A 17,180-nucleotide genomic window follows, 5' to 3' on the forward strand; every position below is an offset into this window, starting at 1 on the left:
TGGCGATAGTAAAGCCGTTGGTGGCTATTCTTTGGGCCGGCCAAAAAATAAAACATAGCCATCGGCATCTGTTACTTCAAAACCACGCAACCCGTCGCTATTGTTGTGGATGGGTTGCCGGAAGCTTATGCCGGCCCGGCTGAATTCTTCAAATAAAATATCAGGATCTTCGGTAGAAATGTATGCATCCCAGGCGGCCCATTCGTGTCGGGTAGGATTGGGGATGGGTTTTATGTCGGCTGTAATTGCCTTTAGCATTATGGAAACGGGGCCACGGCCCACCATGGCAAAAAACGGATCGCCTTCGGGGCCCATGTACCGCACTTCAAACCCAAGCTTAGTTACATAAAAGGCAACCGAATTGTCTATATTGGAAACAATAAAAAACGGCGAAATAAAATTAAGCTTTGACATAGTTTTACGTTTTTATAATATGAAAAGCTGCCTCCTCCTTAGGGTAGTTTATAAATTCATCTGCGTCACAAAATTACTTACAGCCCGTTATAATTACAACTTGCTTAAGGCCTCATTGATTAACGCTAACCCATTTTCCGAATAAGGCAATTTTAATGCGAACTGATGCCCGTGCCCGTCCATTTTCAATAATGATTTCCGAAGAATATTAATTATTTTCTCCGGTTCCTGCTCATACTTTTTCCTGAATTCTTCATATTGTAATTGCAGGAATACGAGGCAAAGCGCATTCTCCATGGTCTGCACATCAGCATCAACCTTAATTCGTTTCTTCAGGATGATTTGTTTAACACGATCTGATGTTTCGTCGTTATAACCCGCATCTTTCATTAAACGGCCTGCAATGGCAGCATGGTGCAAGGCCAGGTCTTTGCGCCATTTCAGGTATGGCTCACGTCCCTCCGGGTAATCTTCACGCGGAATTTCCCAACGGCCAATGTGCTGACTTCTGGATGCCAATAATAATTCTTCACCAGCGTCCGGATCTAATTTTAAAACCCATTCATATAATTTAACAGCAAAAAAGTATTCTTGCGGCTCAGTTACACCTTCCCATGTAAAACTGCGTGGATCTTGCTTATTATAAGCATCAAAAAGCTCAAATGCCTTACTTAGTTTACTCATAGGTTGAAAATAAGTTAAATATTTATAATGCCATCATAGTTTTTTTAATTGGCACAAATTCCGGCAGCTTACTAATCCAAATTTAACTACTGAACCTAAATAGTCTTGCTTGAAATCACAAATATCCAATAGATTTGTTTGTTATCCATCTAACCAATAATCTTATGAGTACATCTACAGCAAATTTATTTGAAGCCAGGGCCAATGAGTTTAAAATGCTGCATCAAAGGGCTGGTATTTTTGTAGTTCCTAATCCCTGGGATGCGGGGTCGGCAATGATTTTGGAATCGTTGGGGTTCAAGGCGCTTGCTACAACAAGCGCCGGGCTTGCCTTCTCTTTGGGTAAGCCTGACGGGCATGCTTCCATTACACGGGAGGAGACGTTGCAGAATGTGAAAAATATCATTGCGGCAACCAGTTTGCCGGTATCTGCCGACCTGGAAAATGGCTATGGTGACGACCCTATGGTTTGTGCTGAAACGATTAACCTTGCTGCAAATATCGGTTTAGCAGGAGGCTCTATTGAAGATGCCACCGGAAATCCGGCCGATCCCATTTACCCGTTTGAATTGGCGGTTGAACGGGTGAAAGCCGCCGTAAAAGCTGCCAGAAATCAGCCGCATCCATTCACGTTAACCGCAAGGGCCGAAAATTTGATATACGGCCGGCCCGATTTAAAAGATACCATTAAAAGGCTTGTGGCGTTTGCTGATGCCGGGGCCGATGTACTATTTGCACCCGGCCTTAAAACACGCCAGGAAGTTGAGGCGGTAGTTAAGGCTGTAGCGCCGCGCCCGGTTAATGTAGTTATGGGCCTGTCGGGTAGCAACTTTTCCTTGAATATGCTCGAAGATATTGGCGTGAAGCGCGTAAGTATTGGCTCATCGCTCATCCGGGCAGCTTACGGGGCGGTTTTTAGGGCGGCAGAAGAGATACTTCAAAACGGTACTTTTAGCTATGCTGACGATGCTCCACCGTATGGTAATTTGAATAAGTTATTCGGAGGGCATTAAAAAAAACTGTTAAGCAACAAAACCCGGCGTTAGCCAGGTTTTGTTGTAAAGTATGATAAAATAATGCGTGCTAAAAAACACTAATTTTTAGCGACAAGATGCTCCGTTGCCACTACTTTTCCGGGATACACCTTCAAAGCCTCCTCCAAACAAATCATGGCGCTTTTTAAGTCATCATTGTTAAGTACATAGGCCATGCGAACTTCATTTATCCCCGCGCCCGGCGTGCTGTAAAAGCCTGTTGCCGGTGCCATCATTACAGTTTGATTATTGTAGTCGAAACTTTCCAGCATCCATTGGCAAAACTTATCGGCATCGTCAATTGGGAGTTGGGCAACCACATAAAAAGCGCCTCCGGGATTTGGGCAGTAAACGCCATCTATGTTATTTAATGCGGTTACCAGGGTGTTTCGCCTGCTGGTATACTCTTTATTTACGGCTTCAAAATATTCATCGGGCGTATCAACGGCTGCCTCGCCGGCAATTTGTTCAACCATGCCTGCACTCAAACGGGCCTGGGCAAATTTTAACGCCGCTGTGCGTAATGCTGCATTTTTAGTAATCAGGCAGCCTAAACGGGCGCCGCATGCGCTGTAACGCTTGCTTACGGTATCCATAACCACCACGTTATCATCCAACCCGTCTAAATGCATGGGCGAAATAAATTTACGGCCATCGTAACAAAATTCGCGGTATGCCTCGTCCGAAAACAAGTACAGATCGTGTTTTAAACACAACTCCCTCAAGGCCTTCAGTTCTTCCTGTGAATACAGGTAGCCTGTAGGGTTATTGGGACTGCAAATGATGATAGCTTTGGTTTTATCGGTAATCAGCTTTTCAAATTCGCTGATAGGTGGGAGTGCAAATCCATTATCAATGTAGGATAATATAGGCTTTACAACAATATCACTCTGGCTGGCAAAACCATTGTAATTGGCATAAAAAGGTTCAGGAATTATTACTTCATCACCAGAATCTAAACAGGCCATCATAGCTATGGTAATGGCTTCAGACCCGCCGGTGGTTACTATGATGTTATCCGGCGTGATATTGTAACCTAACTTGTTATAGTACTGTGTAAGCTTTTTACGATAGCTCAAAGTACCCTCGGATGGGGTATAGGCCCAAACTTTAAAATCAATGTTTTTAATGGCATTTAACATGCCTTCAGGCGTTTGAATATCCGGTTGCCCAATATTTAAATGGTACACTTTTTTGCCGTCCAGCTTAGCCTGGTCAGCATAAGGTGTTAATTTACGAATAGGAGATGCGGGCATTCGCTGCCCTTTCTGAGATATTTTTGGCATGTGCAAAATTACAAAAAAATTATCCGGCTCTGAAAACAGTTGCCCTGGTTAAAATCCGGATTCATTATAATGATTGTCAAATGAATTTCAAAAAAAAACACCGCGTCGCGGTGTTCAATATTTTATTTAAGCCTCCCTTCCGGGGAGGGTTTGGCTGGAGCTTATTTACTTGAGGCCGGTTTGGCAATAACTTCACCTATAATATTTAAATATTTTTCGGGTGTAACCGCGTTTGATTTAACCACGATAGTTTTGTTAAAAGGGGCAGCAACTGCAGCGTTATAAGTGATTTTAATTAAACCTTTATCACCGCTTTTTACAGGGGTTTTGGTATAATCTGCAATAGTGCAACCGCAGGTTGGCCTTACTTCGGTAAGTATAAGTGGCTCTTTACCAATGTTTGTAAATTCAAAAACGGTGGTAACAGGTGTGCCCTGGGGTACTTTCCCAAAGTCGTGCTTCTCTTCGTTGAATTTAAACTCGGCTTTTTGGTTATCTTGTGCCGATGCAGTGAAGGCAAAACCCAAAACCACTGCGCAGATCATTAATATCTTTTTCATATACTATATTTGATTAATACAAATATAAAAGGTTTAACGTAATAACAAAACTATTAGCAATACTTCATGTTTTAAGTGTTACTATACCAAATACAAAATAGAATTTTATAATTTTACCGTCTAAACGAAATTTTATATGCCTGGAACTGCAATTCGTGCCACCAGTAAATTTGATACCGCAGAGCTTAGTTTTGATGATTTTAAAAAGATCGTTATTGAAGATTATCGTATTGGTTATGAGAGCAGACAAGCCAGTATTATAGGCCGTAAAGAGGTATTGACGGGCAAGGCCAAATTTGGTATTTTTGGCGATGGCAAAGAGGTTGCACAACTGGCTATGGCCAAAGCCTTCCGCGCCGGCGATTGGCGCGCAGGCTATTACCGCGACCAAACTTTTATGTTTGCCACAGGCATGAGCAACCTGAAGGAATTTTTTGCCCAGCTTTATGCCCATCCTGATGTAGAAAAAGATCCTGCCTCAGCCGGCCGGCAAATGAACTGCCACTATGCTACCCGTTTTGTTAATGCCGATGGCAGTTGGATAAACCAGGCCGAAACGATGAATTGCTCATCGGATATATCAACCACAGGCGGCCATATGCCACGATTGCTGGGTTTGGCATATGCCTCAAAACTATATCGCCAAAACCAGGAGCTGGAATATCTTAAACAATTTTCGGTTAATGGTAACGAGGTTGCCTTTGGGAGTATTGGTAATGGTGCCACATCCGAAGGTGTATTTTTTGAATGCTTCAACGCAGCGGGTGTACTACAGGTGCCGATGGCCATATCCATCTGGGACGATGCCTATGCTATTTCGGTGCCGGCTAAACTCCAAACTACCAAAGAAGATATTTCTGAAATATTAAAAGGTTTTCAGCGCGAAAATGGCTCAAATGGTTTCGAGATTTTTAAAGTAAAAGGTTGGGATTATATAGCACTTTGCGAAACCTACGCCCGTGCCATTACTTTATGCCGCGAAGAACATGTTCCGGTACTGATCCACGTTACCGAGATGACACAGCCACAAGGCCATTCAACGTCGGGTTCACACGAACGATATAAATCAAAAGATCGCCTGGCCTGGGAGGATGAGCACGATTGTTTGCTAAAAATGCGCCAATGGATGATTGCTTCGGCCATATCAACCGAACAAGAGCTGGATGAATTAGAAGCAGAGGCCAAAAAATATGTACGCGACTGCCAGCGTGAAGCGGCAGGGGAGTTAGTAACCCTAATAAATGCCGAATTGGAAGAAGCCGCCAAAATGATTGAACAATTTGCCGAAGGTGTTTCTGTTAAACAACAATTGACAGAAATAGTAGCGGAATTGCATAGAAGTTATGACGCCGGCCGCAAAGAAATTGTCTCTGCTGTAAGGAAAACTTTGAGGGCTACCGCTAAAGAGGACTCTGCAGAAAGACAAATACTCGTAAACTGGTTAAATACTGAAAAGGAAAAAAATAACGACAGATACAACACAAAACTATTTTCAAATACGCCACAATCACCTCTTTATGTGCCCGTTGTTCCTGCAACCTACAGTGATGATGCGCGCTCAATTGATGGCCGTGAAGTTTTAAACGCTTGTTTCGATGCCAATTTTGCAAGGGATAAAACCATTGTCGCATTCGGTGAAGACGTAGGTGCCATAGGAGATGTAAACCAGGGGTTTGCCGGCTTGCAAAGCAAGTATGGCGATTTGCGGATAACTGATACCGGTATCCGTGAAACCTCCATTATTGGGCAGGGTATGGGTTTGGCTATGCGTGGCTTAAAGCCGATTGCCGAAATTCAATATCTTGATTACCTGATATATGCTATGACGGTTATCTGCGATGATATTGGTAGCCTGAGTTACCGTACTTTCGGCGGGCAAAAAGCGCCGTTAATTATACGCACCCGCGGGCACCGCCTGGAAGGTATCTGGCATTCGGGCTCACCATTAGGGATGATATTAGGCTCCATGCGCGGGTTTCATATCTGCGTGCCACGTAACATGACCCAGGCCGCAGGTATGTACAACACTTTGCTGCGCGGTGATGAACCAGCATTGGTTATCGAAAGCCTTAACGGCTACCGCCTGAAAGAAAAACTCCCTGCAAACGTTGGCGAGTTTACCGTTCCGCTGGGTAAGGCCGAGATTATGCGGGAGGGCGCCGATGTTACCGTGGTGTCATACGGCTCAACGTTGCGTATCGTTTTAGAGGCTGCCGAAGAGTTGGAAAAAATGGGTATTAACATTGAAGTTATCGACCCGCAAACTTTATATCCTTTTGATAAAGAGAACCTTTGTGGTGTTTCGTTGAAGAAAACAAATAAGCTGCTGGTTGTTGACGAGGATGTTCCGGGCGCAGCATCGGCCTATATTATTCAACAAATCGTTGAAGCCCAAAAAGGTTATTACTCGTTGGATAGCCAGCCGCGTACATTAACTGCGAAAGAGCACCGCCCGCCGTATGGTTCAGATGGCGATTACTTTAGCAAGCCATCTCTTGATGATATTGTTGAGGCTGTTTATGCCATTGTAAGTGAAGCAAACCCAGGCAAATTTCCGCCGATCTTTTAAGTATCAAGTAGTTAGTATCAAGTATCAAGATTTTTTAAAAGACGCTATGATATTTACTTGATACTAACTACCTGATACTATGTACTAAATTTAAAACCATGGATTCTAATTCTTTTGCTGCCGTTGCCAGCGTTATAAAAACTCGTCGTTCGGTTAAACCAAATATGATGAACGGGCACAAGGCTCCAAATGGTCATGTTGCTGCCCTGCTTGAACTTGCTGATTGGGCGCCAACACACGGTTTTACCGAGCCGTGGCGCTTTATTGTATATGAAGATCCTACTAAGTTTTGCCAAATACATGCAGACGTTTATAAGCAAGGAGTAAACGCCGAAGAATATAACGAAACTGTTTACACCAACCTCCAACGCCAGGGCGATAAAGCTTCCCATGTTATTATCGCTATTATGGAGAGGGGTAACCTGCTAAAAATACCAGCTTTTGAGGAGGTGGCTGCAGTTTCCAGCGCTATTCAAAACATCCTGCTTGGCGCTACAGCCTTAAGTATGGCTTCATTCTGGAGTACGGGTGGTGCAATATTAAAACCGGGTTTTAAAGAATTTTTACAGTTGCGTGAAGAGGATCAGGTAATGGGCGTATTGTACCTAGGTTATGCCGATCAAAACCCCGAAGGAAAAAGAACCGTTCCTCTTGAAAATAAAGTTAAATGGGTTAAATAAATAATCCAAACCTTTCCATTATTTACATCGTATAATCCTGTATTTTAATTTCCTTTATTGAAATAAAATTTCATTATAACTAAAAAAATGTTAAAAATGATTTTTTAATTAGATTGGAATTTATATATTTGTAATTGTCCGGTTCCTAATGCCGGTCAATTATCAATTCTAAGCCTTCACTAATTTAACTTATTGATTAAAAATTAAACTCAACACAAGTATGAGGAAATGTTTTTGGGGCTTAATATTGGCGATTTTTTTATTTTCTGCAACAGTTATTAGCTGGAGATCGCCAAATGCTAACAAATCAAACGGAGGGGTAAATTCTGGTCTTGCTGCCAAGGAATTATTTAATCAGTACGTCAATAGCCTTTATGTGGCTACAGGGTTGCAAGGATCGGGGTTGGCTTTTGATGTATTTGAAAAAGCCTTTACCGGTTATACCAACCTGAAATTATCACATAAAATACCAGAAAACAGCGCGGTGTTAACCATAGTCGATTTCAGTAAATCAAGTCGCGAAAAACGCATGTGGATTGTCAATTTATTTAGTAAGCAACTGTTGTTAAATACCTGGGTGGCCCACGGATCTGGAAGCGGAATGGAAATGGCCGAGCACTTTTCTGATCGTAACGATTCGCACCAAAGCAGTTTAGGTTTTTATCTTACCGATAATGTTTACATAGGCAAACATGGCCGGTCGTTGCATTTGGATGGATTGGATTCTGGTTTTAATGCCAGTGCCCGTTTTCGTGATATTGTTGTTCATGCAGCAAAATACGTAGGCCAAAGTGCCATTGATCAGCAGGGACGTTTAGGCCGTAGTTTCGGCTGCCCGGCTGTAGCACCCAATGTCGTTAATTTTGTGATCGACAACATCCAGGGTAAATCGGTACTTTTTATCAATGGTAATGATGATACCTACACTTCAAAATATCTTGATGAAACGGCACTTTTAAACCAGGTAGCGGCCGATTCTACATCTTTTGATATAGCAAAGCTATAAAATATAGCCTATCCAATTATAAATCTGAATGCCCGGCCTAACCAAGCCGGGCATTTTTTTTATTTGCTCAGAAATTTTTTCAGGTGAGCATATAGCACAATGTCCAGTCCATATACATCTTGCCTAAATTGTAATGTGCCAGTTTCGTCAGCCCAACAGGTAACGTATGTGATATAAATAGGTGTTTTTTTAGGCAGCGCTATGCTGGTAGGGTCTGGATTGTCAGAAGCCATGTCTTTTGCAATGGTATCAAATTCTTCGCCCTCTCCAAAAAGGTTTTTTGCCAGCGCCTGTGGATCTCCAAGGCGCACACAACCATGGCTCACGGCCCGCATGGCTTTTCCGAATGCAGATTTTGCCGGGGTATCATGCAGGTAAACACTGCTTTTGTTTTTAAACAGGAATTTTATCTTGCCTAAAGAGTTATCCTCCCCGGGCCGCTGTTTAAAATCATAGTCCAGGTTGTCTTTGGTAACAGTACTCCAGTCAACATCTTCGGGATTATCAATCAGGTTTCCGTCTTTGTAAACATCAATATTTTTGTTGGATAGGTAATACCTGTCTTTGGCGGCCTCTATTATAATTTCTTTGGTGGCTATGCTTCGTGGTATGTTCCATACGGGGTTTACATCAACGCTATGAATTAAGCTACTCAACTGCGGCGTTTCACGCGCGAATGGTTTATCAATTGCACAGGTATCATCATATTTAATCAGGCTGTTTTGCGCATCCATATTTCGGCCCTGGCCAACACAAACTTTCATATTTAATACAGATTTGCCATTTTCAAAAACATCAAGCCTGTAATCCGGGATATTTACATATACATATTTGGGCTCATAAGGCTTGTTTCGCCAGCGCAAACGTTCCATATTAACCAACAGATACCGTTGGGCTTCTTCTTTTGATAAGCCATCAAACGTATCACCGTGCAGGTATGCATTTTGCAAGGCAATATACTGTGGGTCTTTAGGTTGGATGCTATCCAGGTACGCCCTTGTATCTGTGGCCATAAGCACAGCTTTCATCGATGTACTGTCTGGCCGTTTGGTGACGGTAAAATACCTCGAATAGATTTTTTTTGGATTAAGTAAGCCAAACTGCATGGCACTGGCATATTTTGTTAATGAACTGGTTGCCAGCAATTCCAATTTTGCCAGATCACCATAAGCTTCATCTGTAGTTTTGATGCTGTTTACATCATGAAACTTAGCAATCATAGCTTTTAGTTCCGTGGTGCTAAATAGTTTTGGATCGATGCCATGGTCAGTTGCTTTGTCGTAAAAATCAGGTATGGCATCCAGGTCGCCGTTGGCAAGGTGGTTCATTACAAATACCGGCAGGTAATTATTTGCTTTGTAAAAAGCTTCGACCACAGGTTCGTTGGATAGTTTTAATTTTTCATTCTCCAGTTCTTTTTTAAACGCAACGACATATGCATCGTCATCAAAATCTTTGAAGACTTTGTTTTTAGTTATTTTGAAAAGATTATTGGCTATTTTGTCATGCTTTTCTTTGCAGCTTTGAAAAGTTAATAATAAAGCAAATGACGAAATAAGGATAAGGGAAATTGAGAGTTTATTTTTCGTGACGGGAGGCATATCTATAAAAATCTGTTAAATATAGCTTATTAATAGCAATAGCCATACCACAAAGGCTGCAAGTTTTTAATTAAATTTGAAATCAGACAATTTATCAGGAATATTTGACTAATCGCCTCAATAGGCCGCTTAATGAAAAGACAGTTATTAATTATAGCAGCAACTCTTCTGCCATTTGTGGCCGCTGCCCAGGGTTTTAAGCCGGTGAACAAAAATGCATCGCCCGAAGTGGTTAAATTACTATCCTTTTTATATCAAATAAAGGGCAGGCATGTCCTGTCTGGTCAGCAGAATTACAATAGCGATTTGAATACGTTTTCGGATAGTGCTTACGCCATAACCGGGAAATATCCTGCATTATGGGGTTCTGATTTTATGTTGTGGGGCGATAAAGACCTCGGGCAGAAGCTTGTATACGAAGCTCAAAAGAAATGGCATGATGGTTACCTGGTTACCATTATGTGGCACCAGGGCCGGCCAACCGATGATGCGCCATACGATTGGAAAACAAGTATACAGGGCAAGCTAACCGATGCCGAATGGACAGAGCTAATTACACCAAATACGCCCTTGAATAAAAGATGGCTTGCCGATATAGATAAAAAAGCGGTTTATCTAAAACAGTTACGAGATTCGCATGTGCCGGTTTTGTGGCGACCTTACCACGAAATGAATGGCGTATGGTTTTGGTGGGGCGATAAAAAAGGTAAAAACGGGATCCAAAAACTTTGGAAAATGATGTACGACAGGTACACCAATTATCATAAGCTAAATAACCTGATTTGGGTATGGGGCGCAAACGGCTTGCGGGATATACCAAAAGATGAAGCGTACGATTATAAACTATATTACCCTGGTGCTGATTATGTTGATATCCTGGGTGCGGACGTTTATCACTTTGACTATGAGCAAAAGGATTACAACGAACTGCTAAGCCTGGCCAACGGTAAAATTATAGTGCTTGGCGAAACCGGCGAACTGCCCAGACCAGAGGTATTGGCAGCCCAACCCGAATGGGCCTGGTTTATGGTATGGACAAGCTGGCTATGGACGGATAATACCCATGAGCGGGTAAAGGAAATTTATAACCTGCCACAAACCCTTAACCACGATGAAGTAAAAGCCATGCTGCAAAAATAATGATTGATAAAGTTAAACTACCCGAAGTTTGGTTGCGCGGTCCATTAAATGATATCCCGGCGTTGCTGCAGCCCGTGGCACATGCTTTATTGCAGGCCAGGGAAGAGTTGAATGAGCTGATGGTCGATTTCCCGGACCCATTGTTGTGGGATAAAGTTGCTGGCCTGGCATCGCCTGGTTTTCATTTACAGCATTTGGCAGGTGTGCTCGACAGGCTTTTTACCTATGCAAAAGGCGAGGGGCTCTCCGCAGACCAATTGACCTATTTAGCCGCCGAGGGTAAGCCCGCTGAAACCATTGGTTCAACTGCATTAGTTAAGCGATTTAATTTGCAGGTTGATAGCGCTGTGAAACAATTGGCCAATACCAATCAATCTACTTTAACCGATAAAAGAGGTGTGGGGCGGGCGCAGGTGCCATCAACTGTTATTGGCCTGTATGTACATGCTGCGGAGCATACTATGCGCCATTTGGGCCAATTGCTTGTTACTGTTAAGGTTTTGAAACAAGAATTGTAGAACTTACTATTCTGTCAAATGTGAAACGACGGATAGTTTCTGGTCTCAGATCTAAGTAAAAGGTATAAGTGTGGTGTCTGCAATTATTAATAATCTTTTTACGGGTTTCTGGTTTGCCCGTTACCCTTAACAATCCATTTGTAACTGGTAAGCTCCTCGAGACCCATAGGCCCCCGTGCATGGAGTTTTTGGGTACTGATGCCAATCTCGGCGCCTAAGCCAAATTGTGCGCCGTCTGTGAAGGCTGTGGATGCATTGGCGTAAACCGCTGCCGCATCAACATCATTTAAAAAGGTGGCAATATTTTCGGCGTCCTCAGATATGATAGCCTCGCTGTGTTTAGAACTATTAATGGCGATATATTCAAGTGCCGCTTCAAAACTATCAACCGTTTTGATAGCCATCTTCATCGATAAAAATTCGGTGCCAAAATGCTCAGGCTGCGCTTTATGTAATAAAGCGTCAGGATAACTGGCTTTTAATGCTTCGTAAGCCCTTTCATCAGCAAATAACTCAACTCCTTTCTCACTGAGTACATGACTTAACCGGGGCAAGTCACTTAATCTTTCGGCATGAATAATCAGGCAATCAAGGGCGTTACATACACTCACCCTGCGGGTTTTGGCGTTGGCAATAATCTCCGCACCTTTTTCAAGGTTGCCTGTTAAATCAAAATAAGTATGTACAATACCTGCACCGGTTTCAATAACAGGTACTTTACTATTATCCCGCACAAAATCAATAAGCGACTGGCTGCCGCGTGGTATCAATACATCAACATATCCAATGGCATTTAGTAAAGCCGCCGTAGCCTCTCGTTCTGCAGGTAACAGGGTAACCATATTGGTATCTATGTGGTGCTTATTTAACACGTTATGAATTATGCCGATAATGGCACGGTTAGAGTAGTCGGCATCACTGCCGCCTTTTAAAATACTGATGTTGCCAGTTTTAAAGCAGAGGGCGAATACATCAAAAGTAACATTGGGCCTGGCTTCATAAATTACACCAACAACACCTAATGGTACGCGCACTTTGGAAATAGACAGGCCATTGGGCATCTGCGCTTCTGAAAGCTGCTTGCCTAATGGGCTATCCAATTTTGCAACACTGATCATATCGGCAGCAATAGCTTCAATACGGGCTGCCGTGAGTTTCAACCTGTCATATTTAGGATCTTTCGGATCCATCAAATCAAGATCTTTTTGGTTTTCGGCTAATATCAGGTTGGTTTGGGCAATTGCTTCGGCGGCCACGTCCAATAAAACCTGGTTAATAAGGGCAGGGGCGAGGGTAGGTTTGCGGCCTGCAACCCGTGCGTTCTCGAAATATATATTGTAACTCATTGTTAACCTTGTAAATAAAGATAATCATAATGCACCAAAGGCTTTTGGTTTTTTTGCCCGATGCGTTCTTTGGCTTTGTCCGATCCGTATTCGGCGATTCCAAGGCCTATCAGCTTTTGGTTTTCATCCATTAGCTTAATAATATCGCCCTTTTTAAAGTCGGTTATTACTGCTGCAATTCCAACGGGCAGCAAACTTGTGGCCTTGCTGGATATCAACGCGGCTTTGGCACCTGCATTAACCAACACTGCACCTGTGGCCGACTTTTCGGAATGGGCTATCCATTTCTTTTTGCCTGACGCTGTTTTATTAGGAATAAACCGGGTATGGATCACTTTATTCTCCAATACATCCGTTAATATATTGTCGCGTTTGCCATTGGCAATGTGCACTGCGATACCCAACTGTGCCGTTTTTTGCGACATGGTTGATTTGGTGATCATTCCCCCGCGGCCAAACTGCGATTTTCCTGAAGAAACAAAGGCTGCAAAATCAACTACCGAACCGGCCACCTCTTCAATGACGGCCGAGCCCGGCGCTTTAGGGTCACCGTTATATATGCCATCAACATTGGTTAGCACAATTAACGCCTGCGCGTTCAGCATAGATGCAATTAATCCGGCCAGTTCATCATTATCCGTAAACATCAGTTCGGTTACCGATACCACATCATTTTCGTTAACCACCGGTACAACCTGGTGCTGTAGCAGCAGGTCGAGGCAGTTTTTCATATTCAAATAATGCATCCTGTCCCTGAAATCCTCTTTGGTAACCAATACCTGCGAGCAAAGGATATCAAATTGTTCAAACAGCTGCGAATAAGTATTGATTAATTTTACCTGCCCTATAGAGGCTAAAAGCTGCCTTGCGGCAATAGCATCATATTTTTCGGATATGGTGATCAAACTCCGGCCGGAAGCGACAGCGCCTGATGATACCAGGATCACTTCTTTTCCTTGTTTTTTGATAGCGGCTATCTGGCCAACCAGATGTTCGATACGTTGCAGGTCGGGCAAGCCGTTTTCCTGGGTAAAAACATTGGAACCGATTTTGATGATGATACGCTGGTAATTGAAAGACATTATAAATTAGTACGGGTTGAGCCGCCAATATTACAAAATTGGGAGGGAAGAGGGCGAGATTATTTGAAAATATATCCACTAAAACAGTAGATATTATAGAAAAATATGAATTGAGCCTTGACACTGGGGAAAAAATTTTTATTTTTGTCGACTAATTCAATAGACTATGTATAATATATACTCTTTTACTACTATCTCCCCTTTAAAAATGCAGCTAAATGTCATGTATTGCTGTTGATAGCCTCAACCTTACGCTATTTCAACAGATAAAACAATAAACAGACATTAAATTATACTGATCCTTTTCATGAAAACACTTATAAATTCATTTAAACTTATAGCACTTTTTGTACTCCTCGTCCCGGCGATAAGCCATGCCCAGCTTAATGGTTCATACATCATCAGCGGAGTTGTAAAAGATGACCATGGCCAACCGTTAATAGGTACAACCGTTAGTATTAAAGGTACAACCAACAGCACTGCATCTGATAGTACCGGTAAATTCTCGTTAACCACCAGCGCTAAACTACCCTATACGTTAGTTTTTACAGCTGTGGGCTTTCAGCCGCAGGAATTTTTCGTTAAAAACGCCAACAGTGCGCTAAACATCCAGTTAAGCAGTCAATCGTTATTGATTAATGAGGTGGTAGTAACCGCATCCCGCAAAGAAGAAAAGCTTTTACGTTCGCCGGTTGCTATCGAAAAGCTGAGTATTAACGCGCTTAAACAGTCGCCCGGCCCAAGCTTTTACGATGCTTTGGAAAACGTTAAGGGCGTGCAGATGACAACCACCAGTATAACACTTAAAGTGCCTAACACACGCGGTTTTAACAGCCCGAACAACTTCAGGTTTATGCAGCTGGTTGATGGTGTTGATATGCAATCGGCTACCTTAGGTGTTCCGCTGGGTAATGCCATTGGCCCAACCGAACTGGATATTGCCAGTATAGAAATTACGCCTGGTGCAGCAGCAGCGCTATATGGCACAAACGCCATCAACGGTTTATCAAACTTAATAACTAAAGATCCTTTTAGATACCAGGGCTTAAGTGTTTATCACCGCGAGGGTTTAAACCATGTGGGCAATGACAGGTTAGGTGCAAGCGCCCTTAATGAAACCGCTGTACGTTATGCCAAAGCATTTAACAATAAGTTCGCTTTTAAAGTAAACTTTAGCTACATGCAGGGTAAAGACTGGCAGTCTGATACCCGTAACGATCAAAACCCGTACTATTTAAAAACCGCCAACCCCGGTTTCCCGGCCTTAACGGGCACCAGCAATGCTGCTTATGATGGCTGGAACAAATATGGAGATGATGCCCTTGCCGGTAGCAATACCGTGTCAATAAAAGGCCTTACAGTTGATGGTAAAGCAATGCCAAATCTTACAGTTGCCCGTACAGGATACAACGAGGTTGATTTGGTTGATCCGAAAGTTACCAACCTGAAACTGGATGGTACATTATCTTATAAATTAACGCCTAATACTATACTGTCTTACACTTACCGTTACGGCAGGCTCGACGGTGTATTTCAACGAGGCAATAAAATATCGCTGCAGGGCGCAACGGTGCAAAACCATAAAGTCGAGCTAAAAGGAAAAGAATTTCTGGTTCGCGCTTACGAATCGATAGAAAATACCGGTAACTCATTCAATGTAAAACCGCTGGCAGATAACCTGGATTTGAACCATGCCAGTAACTCGGCCTGGGGCACCACTTTTAAAAACGCGTTAAACGCCTACGGTTCTGCAAATGGAGGCTTAACATCTGCAAACCTGGCCGCTGCCGAGCAAGCCGCAAGAGCTGCCGCAGATAAAGGCAGGGTAGAACCGGGTACGCCGGAATTTGATGCTTTGAGAAAAACCATCATAGGCATCAACAACTGGGATATTAAATCGAGCCTGATACCAAACGCACCGGTAACCGGTGGCGCGGCACTGGTGCAAAAAAGCCATATGTACAATGCCGAAGCGCAATGGGATTTAACAAGCCGGGTTAAGGTAGTTGACCTGTTGGTTGGTGGTGATGTGCGGGTATATGCCATTACCCCGGATGGTAACAACTTTGTCGATTTTAGTCGCCCGATTGCCGATAGGAACACGCCTTTGGCTGATGGCAGCTTTGGTAAAGATGTGATCTACAAAAAGTATGGCGCGTTTACCCAGGTGACTAAAACGTTCTTCGACGAAAAATTGAAGCTATTTGGATCGGTTAGATGGGATTATAACCCTTATTTTGATCCTAAATTTACGCCTCGTTTAGCGGCTGTTTATACTTTGAATGAGAACCATAATTTCAGGTTCACGTTCCAGAATGGTTACCGCTTTCCTTCATTATTCGAGGCCCTGTCGTATGTAAACAACGGACGTGTTAAACGTGTAGGCAGTTTGCCGTTCATTAACGATGGTTTGGGTTATTTGGGCAATAGCTATACTCAAACTTCGGTAGCAAATTTTAACTCAGTTGTTAACGCGGCCGGCGGTACCGACCAGGTTGCGCTGGCCAACAGGAACCTGTTGAAAGTTGCCGATTTGCCACCCGCGCGTCCGGAACAGATCACTTCATATGAAGTAGGTTACAAAGGAATTGTATTAGATAATAAAGTGTTTATTGATATCGACGCCTACACTAACCGTTACAACGGCTTTTTAGGACAGGTACAGGTATTTGTACCAAATGGTACAACCGTAGGCACAGACGCTGCTGTATTAGCCATGCTTGATATTAACCGCGACCCAACAACAGGCACGTCCAGCAACGCTGCAAGCCAGGGGCAAAGCAGGTATCGCGTTTATACCAATGCTAAAAACATTTACCATAACTATGGTTCATCGGCAGGTATTAGTTATAACTTTTATAAAAGATATACCGTATCTGGTAACGTAAGTTTCAATAAACTAAAAGCCCAAACCACATCAGATATTTTTGTGACCGGTTTCAATACCCCTGAATGGTCGGGCAACCTATCGTTCGGTAACCGCGAAGTAGCCAAAAATGTAGGCTTTAACATCGTTTACAAATGGCAGGAGTCGTTCCTGTGGGAAAGCCCGTTGGTAACAGGCAAGGTGCCTGCAATTGGCACATTTGATGCCCAGGTTACTTATCGCGTTCCCGCTTACTACGCTACCTTTAAAGTTGGTGCAACCGATATTTTTAACAAACGTTATTATCAGTATGCCGGCGGCCCAACTATCGGTGGCTTATATTATGTATCGGTTACGCTTGATGGATTGCTTGCCGGTAAATAAGGAACGAATT

14 protein-coding genes are annotated in these 17,180 nt (G+C 43.0%); 7 read left to right on the forward strand and 7 right to left on the reverse strand.

The annotated features are described in order from the left end of the window. Positions 1-24: 24 nt before the first annotated feature. The gene (locus PQ469_RS11450) at positions 25-414 is read right to left on the reverse strand and encodes a VOC family protein (RefSeq protein ID WP_274213086.1); all 390 of its coding nucleotides are present in this window, start codon (positions 412-414) and stop codon (positions 25-27) included. A 93-nt stretch (positions 415-507) separates the two neighbouring features. After that, entirely contained in the window at positions 508-1,098 is a 591-nt protein-coding gene (locus tag PQ469_RS11455) for a DUF4202 domain-containing protein (RefSeq protein ID WP_274213087.1), read from the reverse strand. A gap of 164 nt (positions 1,099-1,262) precedes the next feature. Here PQ469_RS11455 and PQ469_RS11460 point away from each other — a divergent pair, with 164 nt between their 5' ends. Then, complete coding sequence (locus PQ469_RS11460) at positions 1,263-2,111, forward strand: isocitrate lyase/PEP mutase family protein (RefSeq protein WP_274213088.1); 849 nt, start codon at positions 1,263-1,265, stop codon at positions 2,109-2,111. A gap of 80 nt (positions 2,112-2,191) precedes the next feature. On the opposite strand, the gene PQ469_RS11465 is transcribed toward PQ469_RS11460, so the two are convergent. Continuing rightward, complete coding sequence (locus tag PQ469_RS11465; RefSeq protein WP_274213089.1) at positions 2,192-3,418, reverse strand: pyridoxal phosphate-dependent aminotransferase; 1,227 nt, start codon at positions 3,416-3,418, stop codon at positions 2,192-2,194. Positions 3,419-3,579: 161 nt separating this feature from the next. Further along, on the reverse strand, positions 3,580-3,978 hold the full coding sequence (locus PQ469_RS11470; RefSeq protein WP_090650036.1) for a DUF1573 domain-containing protein: 399 nt from the start codon (positions 3,976-3,978) through the stop codon (positions 3,580-3,582). A gap of 136 nt (positions 3,979-4,114) precedes the next feature. Here PQ469_RS11470 and PQ469_RS11475 point away from each other — a divergent pair, with 136 nt between their 5' ends. The 3 genes from PQ469_RS11475 to PQ469_RS11485 all read left to right on the forward strand — a co-directional run bounded on the left by PQ469_RS11475 (position 4,115) and on the right by PQ469_RS11485 (position 8,233). Next, positions 4,115-6,547 (forward strand): thiamine pyrophosphate-dependent enzyme, encoded by a 2,433-nt coding sequence (locus PQ469_RS11475; protein WP_274213090.1) that lies wholly within the window; start codon positions 4,115-4,117, stop codon positions 6,545-6,547. A 98-nt stretch (positions 6,548-6,645) separates the two neighbouring features. Further along, positions 6,646-7,227 carry a nitroreductase family protein gene (locus tag PQ469_RS11480; protein ID WP_274213091.1) on the forward strand — a complete coding sequence of 194 codons (582 nt, stop codon included), beginning with the start codon at positions 6,646-6,648 and terminating at the stop codon, positions 7,225-7,227. Between the two features lie 220 nt (positions 7,228-7,447). Continuing rightward, on the forward strand, positions 7,448-8,233 hold the full coding sequence (locus tag PQ469_RS11485; protein WP_090650046.1) for a murein L,D-transpeptidase catalytic domain family protein: 786 nt from the start codon (positions 7,448-7,450) through the stop codon (positions 8,231-8,233). Positions 8,234-8,292: 59 nt separating this feature from the next. On the opposite strand, the gene PQ469_RS11490 is transcribed toward PQ469_RS11485, so the two are convergent. Then, entirely contained in the window at positions 8,293-9,834 is a 1,542-nt protein-coding gene (locus PQ469_RS11490; protein ID WP_274213092.1) for a L,D-transpeptidase family protein, read from the reverse strand. A 132-nt stretch (positions 9,835-9,966) separates the two neighbouring features. Between PQ469_RS11490 and PQ469_RS11495 the strand changes: the two genes are divergently transcribed. Both PQ469_RS11495 and PQ469_RS11500 read left to right on the forward strand, forming a co-directional pair. Next, positions 9,967-10,974: a glycosyl hydrolase gene (locus tag PQ469_RS11495; protein ID WP_274213093.1), complete on the forward strand. Its 1,008-nt coding sequence runs from the start codon at positions 9,967-9,969 to the stop codon at positions 10,972-10,974. Further along, the gene (locus tag PQ469_RS11500; RefSeq protein WP_274213094.1) at positions 10,974-11,492 is read left to right on the forward strand and encodes a DinB family protein; all 519 of its coding nucleotides are present in this window, start codon (positions 10,974-10,976) and stop codon (positions 11,490-11,492) included. Before PQ469_RS11495 ends, PQ469_RS11500 begins: the two co-directional genes overlap by 1 nt. 98 nt (positions 11,493-11,590) lie before the next feature. Here the strand turns inward: PQ469_RS11500 and PQ469_RS11505 are convergent, their stop codons facing one another. Continuing rightward, positions 11,591-12,838, reverse strand: coding sequence for a glutamate-5-semialdehyde dehydrogenase (locus PQ469_RS11505; RefSeq protein ID WP_274213095.1), 1,248 nt, complete (start codon positions 12,836-12,838; stop codon positions 11,591-11,593). 2 nt (positions 12,839-12,840) lie between these two features. Further along, on the reverse strand, positions 12,841-13,920 hold the full coding sequence (gene proB, locus PQ469_RS11510; RefSeq protein ID WP_090650678.1) for a glutamate 5-kinase: 1,080 nt from the start codon (positions 13,918-13,920) through the stop codon (positions 12,841-12,843). Positions 13,921-14,227: 307 nt separating this feature from the next. Between proB and PQ469_RS11515 the strand changes: the two genes are divergently transcribed. Beyond that, on the forward strand, positions 14,228-17,170 hold the full coding sequence (locus PQ469_RS11515) for a TonB-dependent receptor (RefSeq protein ID WP_274213096.1): 2,943 nt from the start codon (positions 14,228-14,230) through the stop codon (positions 17,168-17,170). The last annotated feature ends 10 nt before the right edge of the window (positions 17,171-17,180 follow it).

The sequence above is a fragment of the Mucilaginibacter sp. KACC 22773 genome, assembly GCF_028736215.1.
Taxonomy (GTDB): domain Bacteria; phylum Bacteroidota; class Bacteroidia; order Sphingobacteriales; family Sphingobacteriaceae; genus Mucilaginibacter.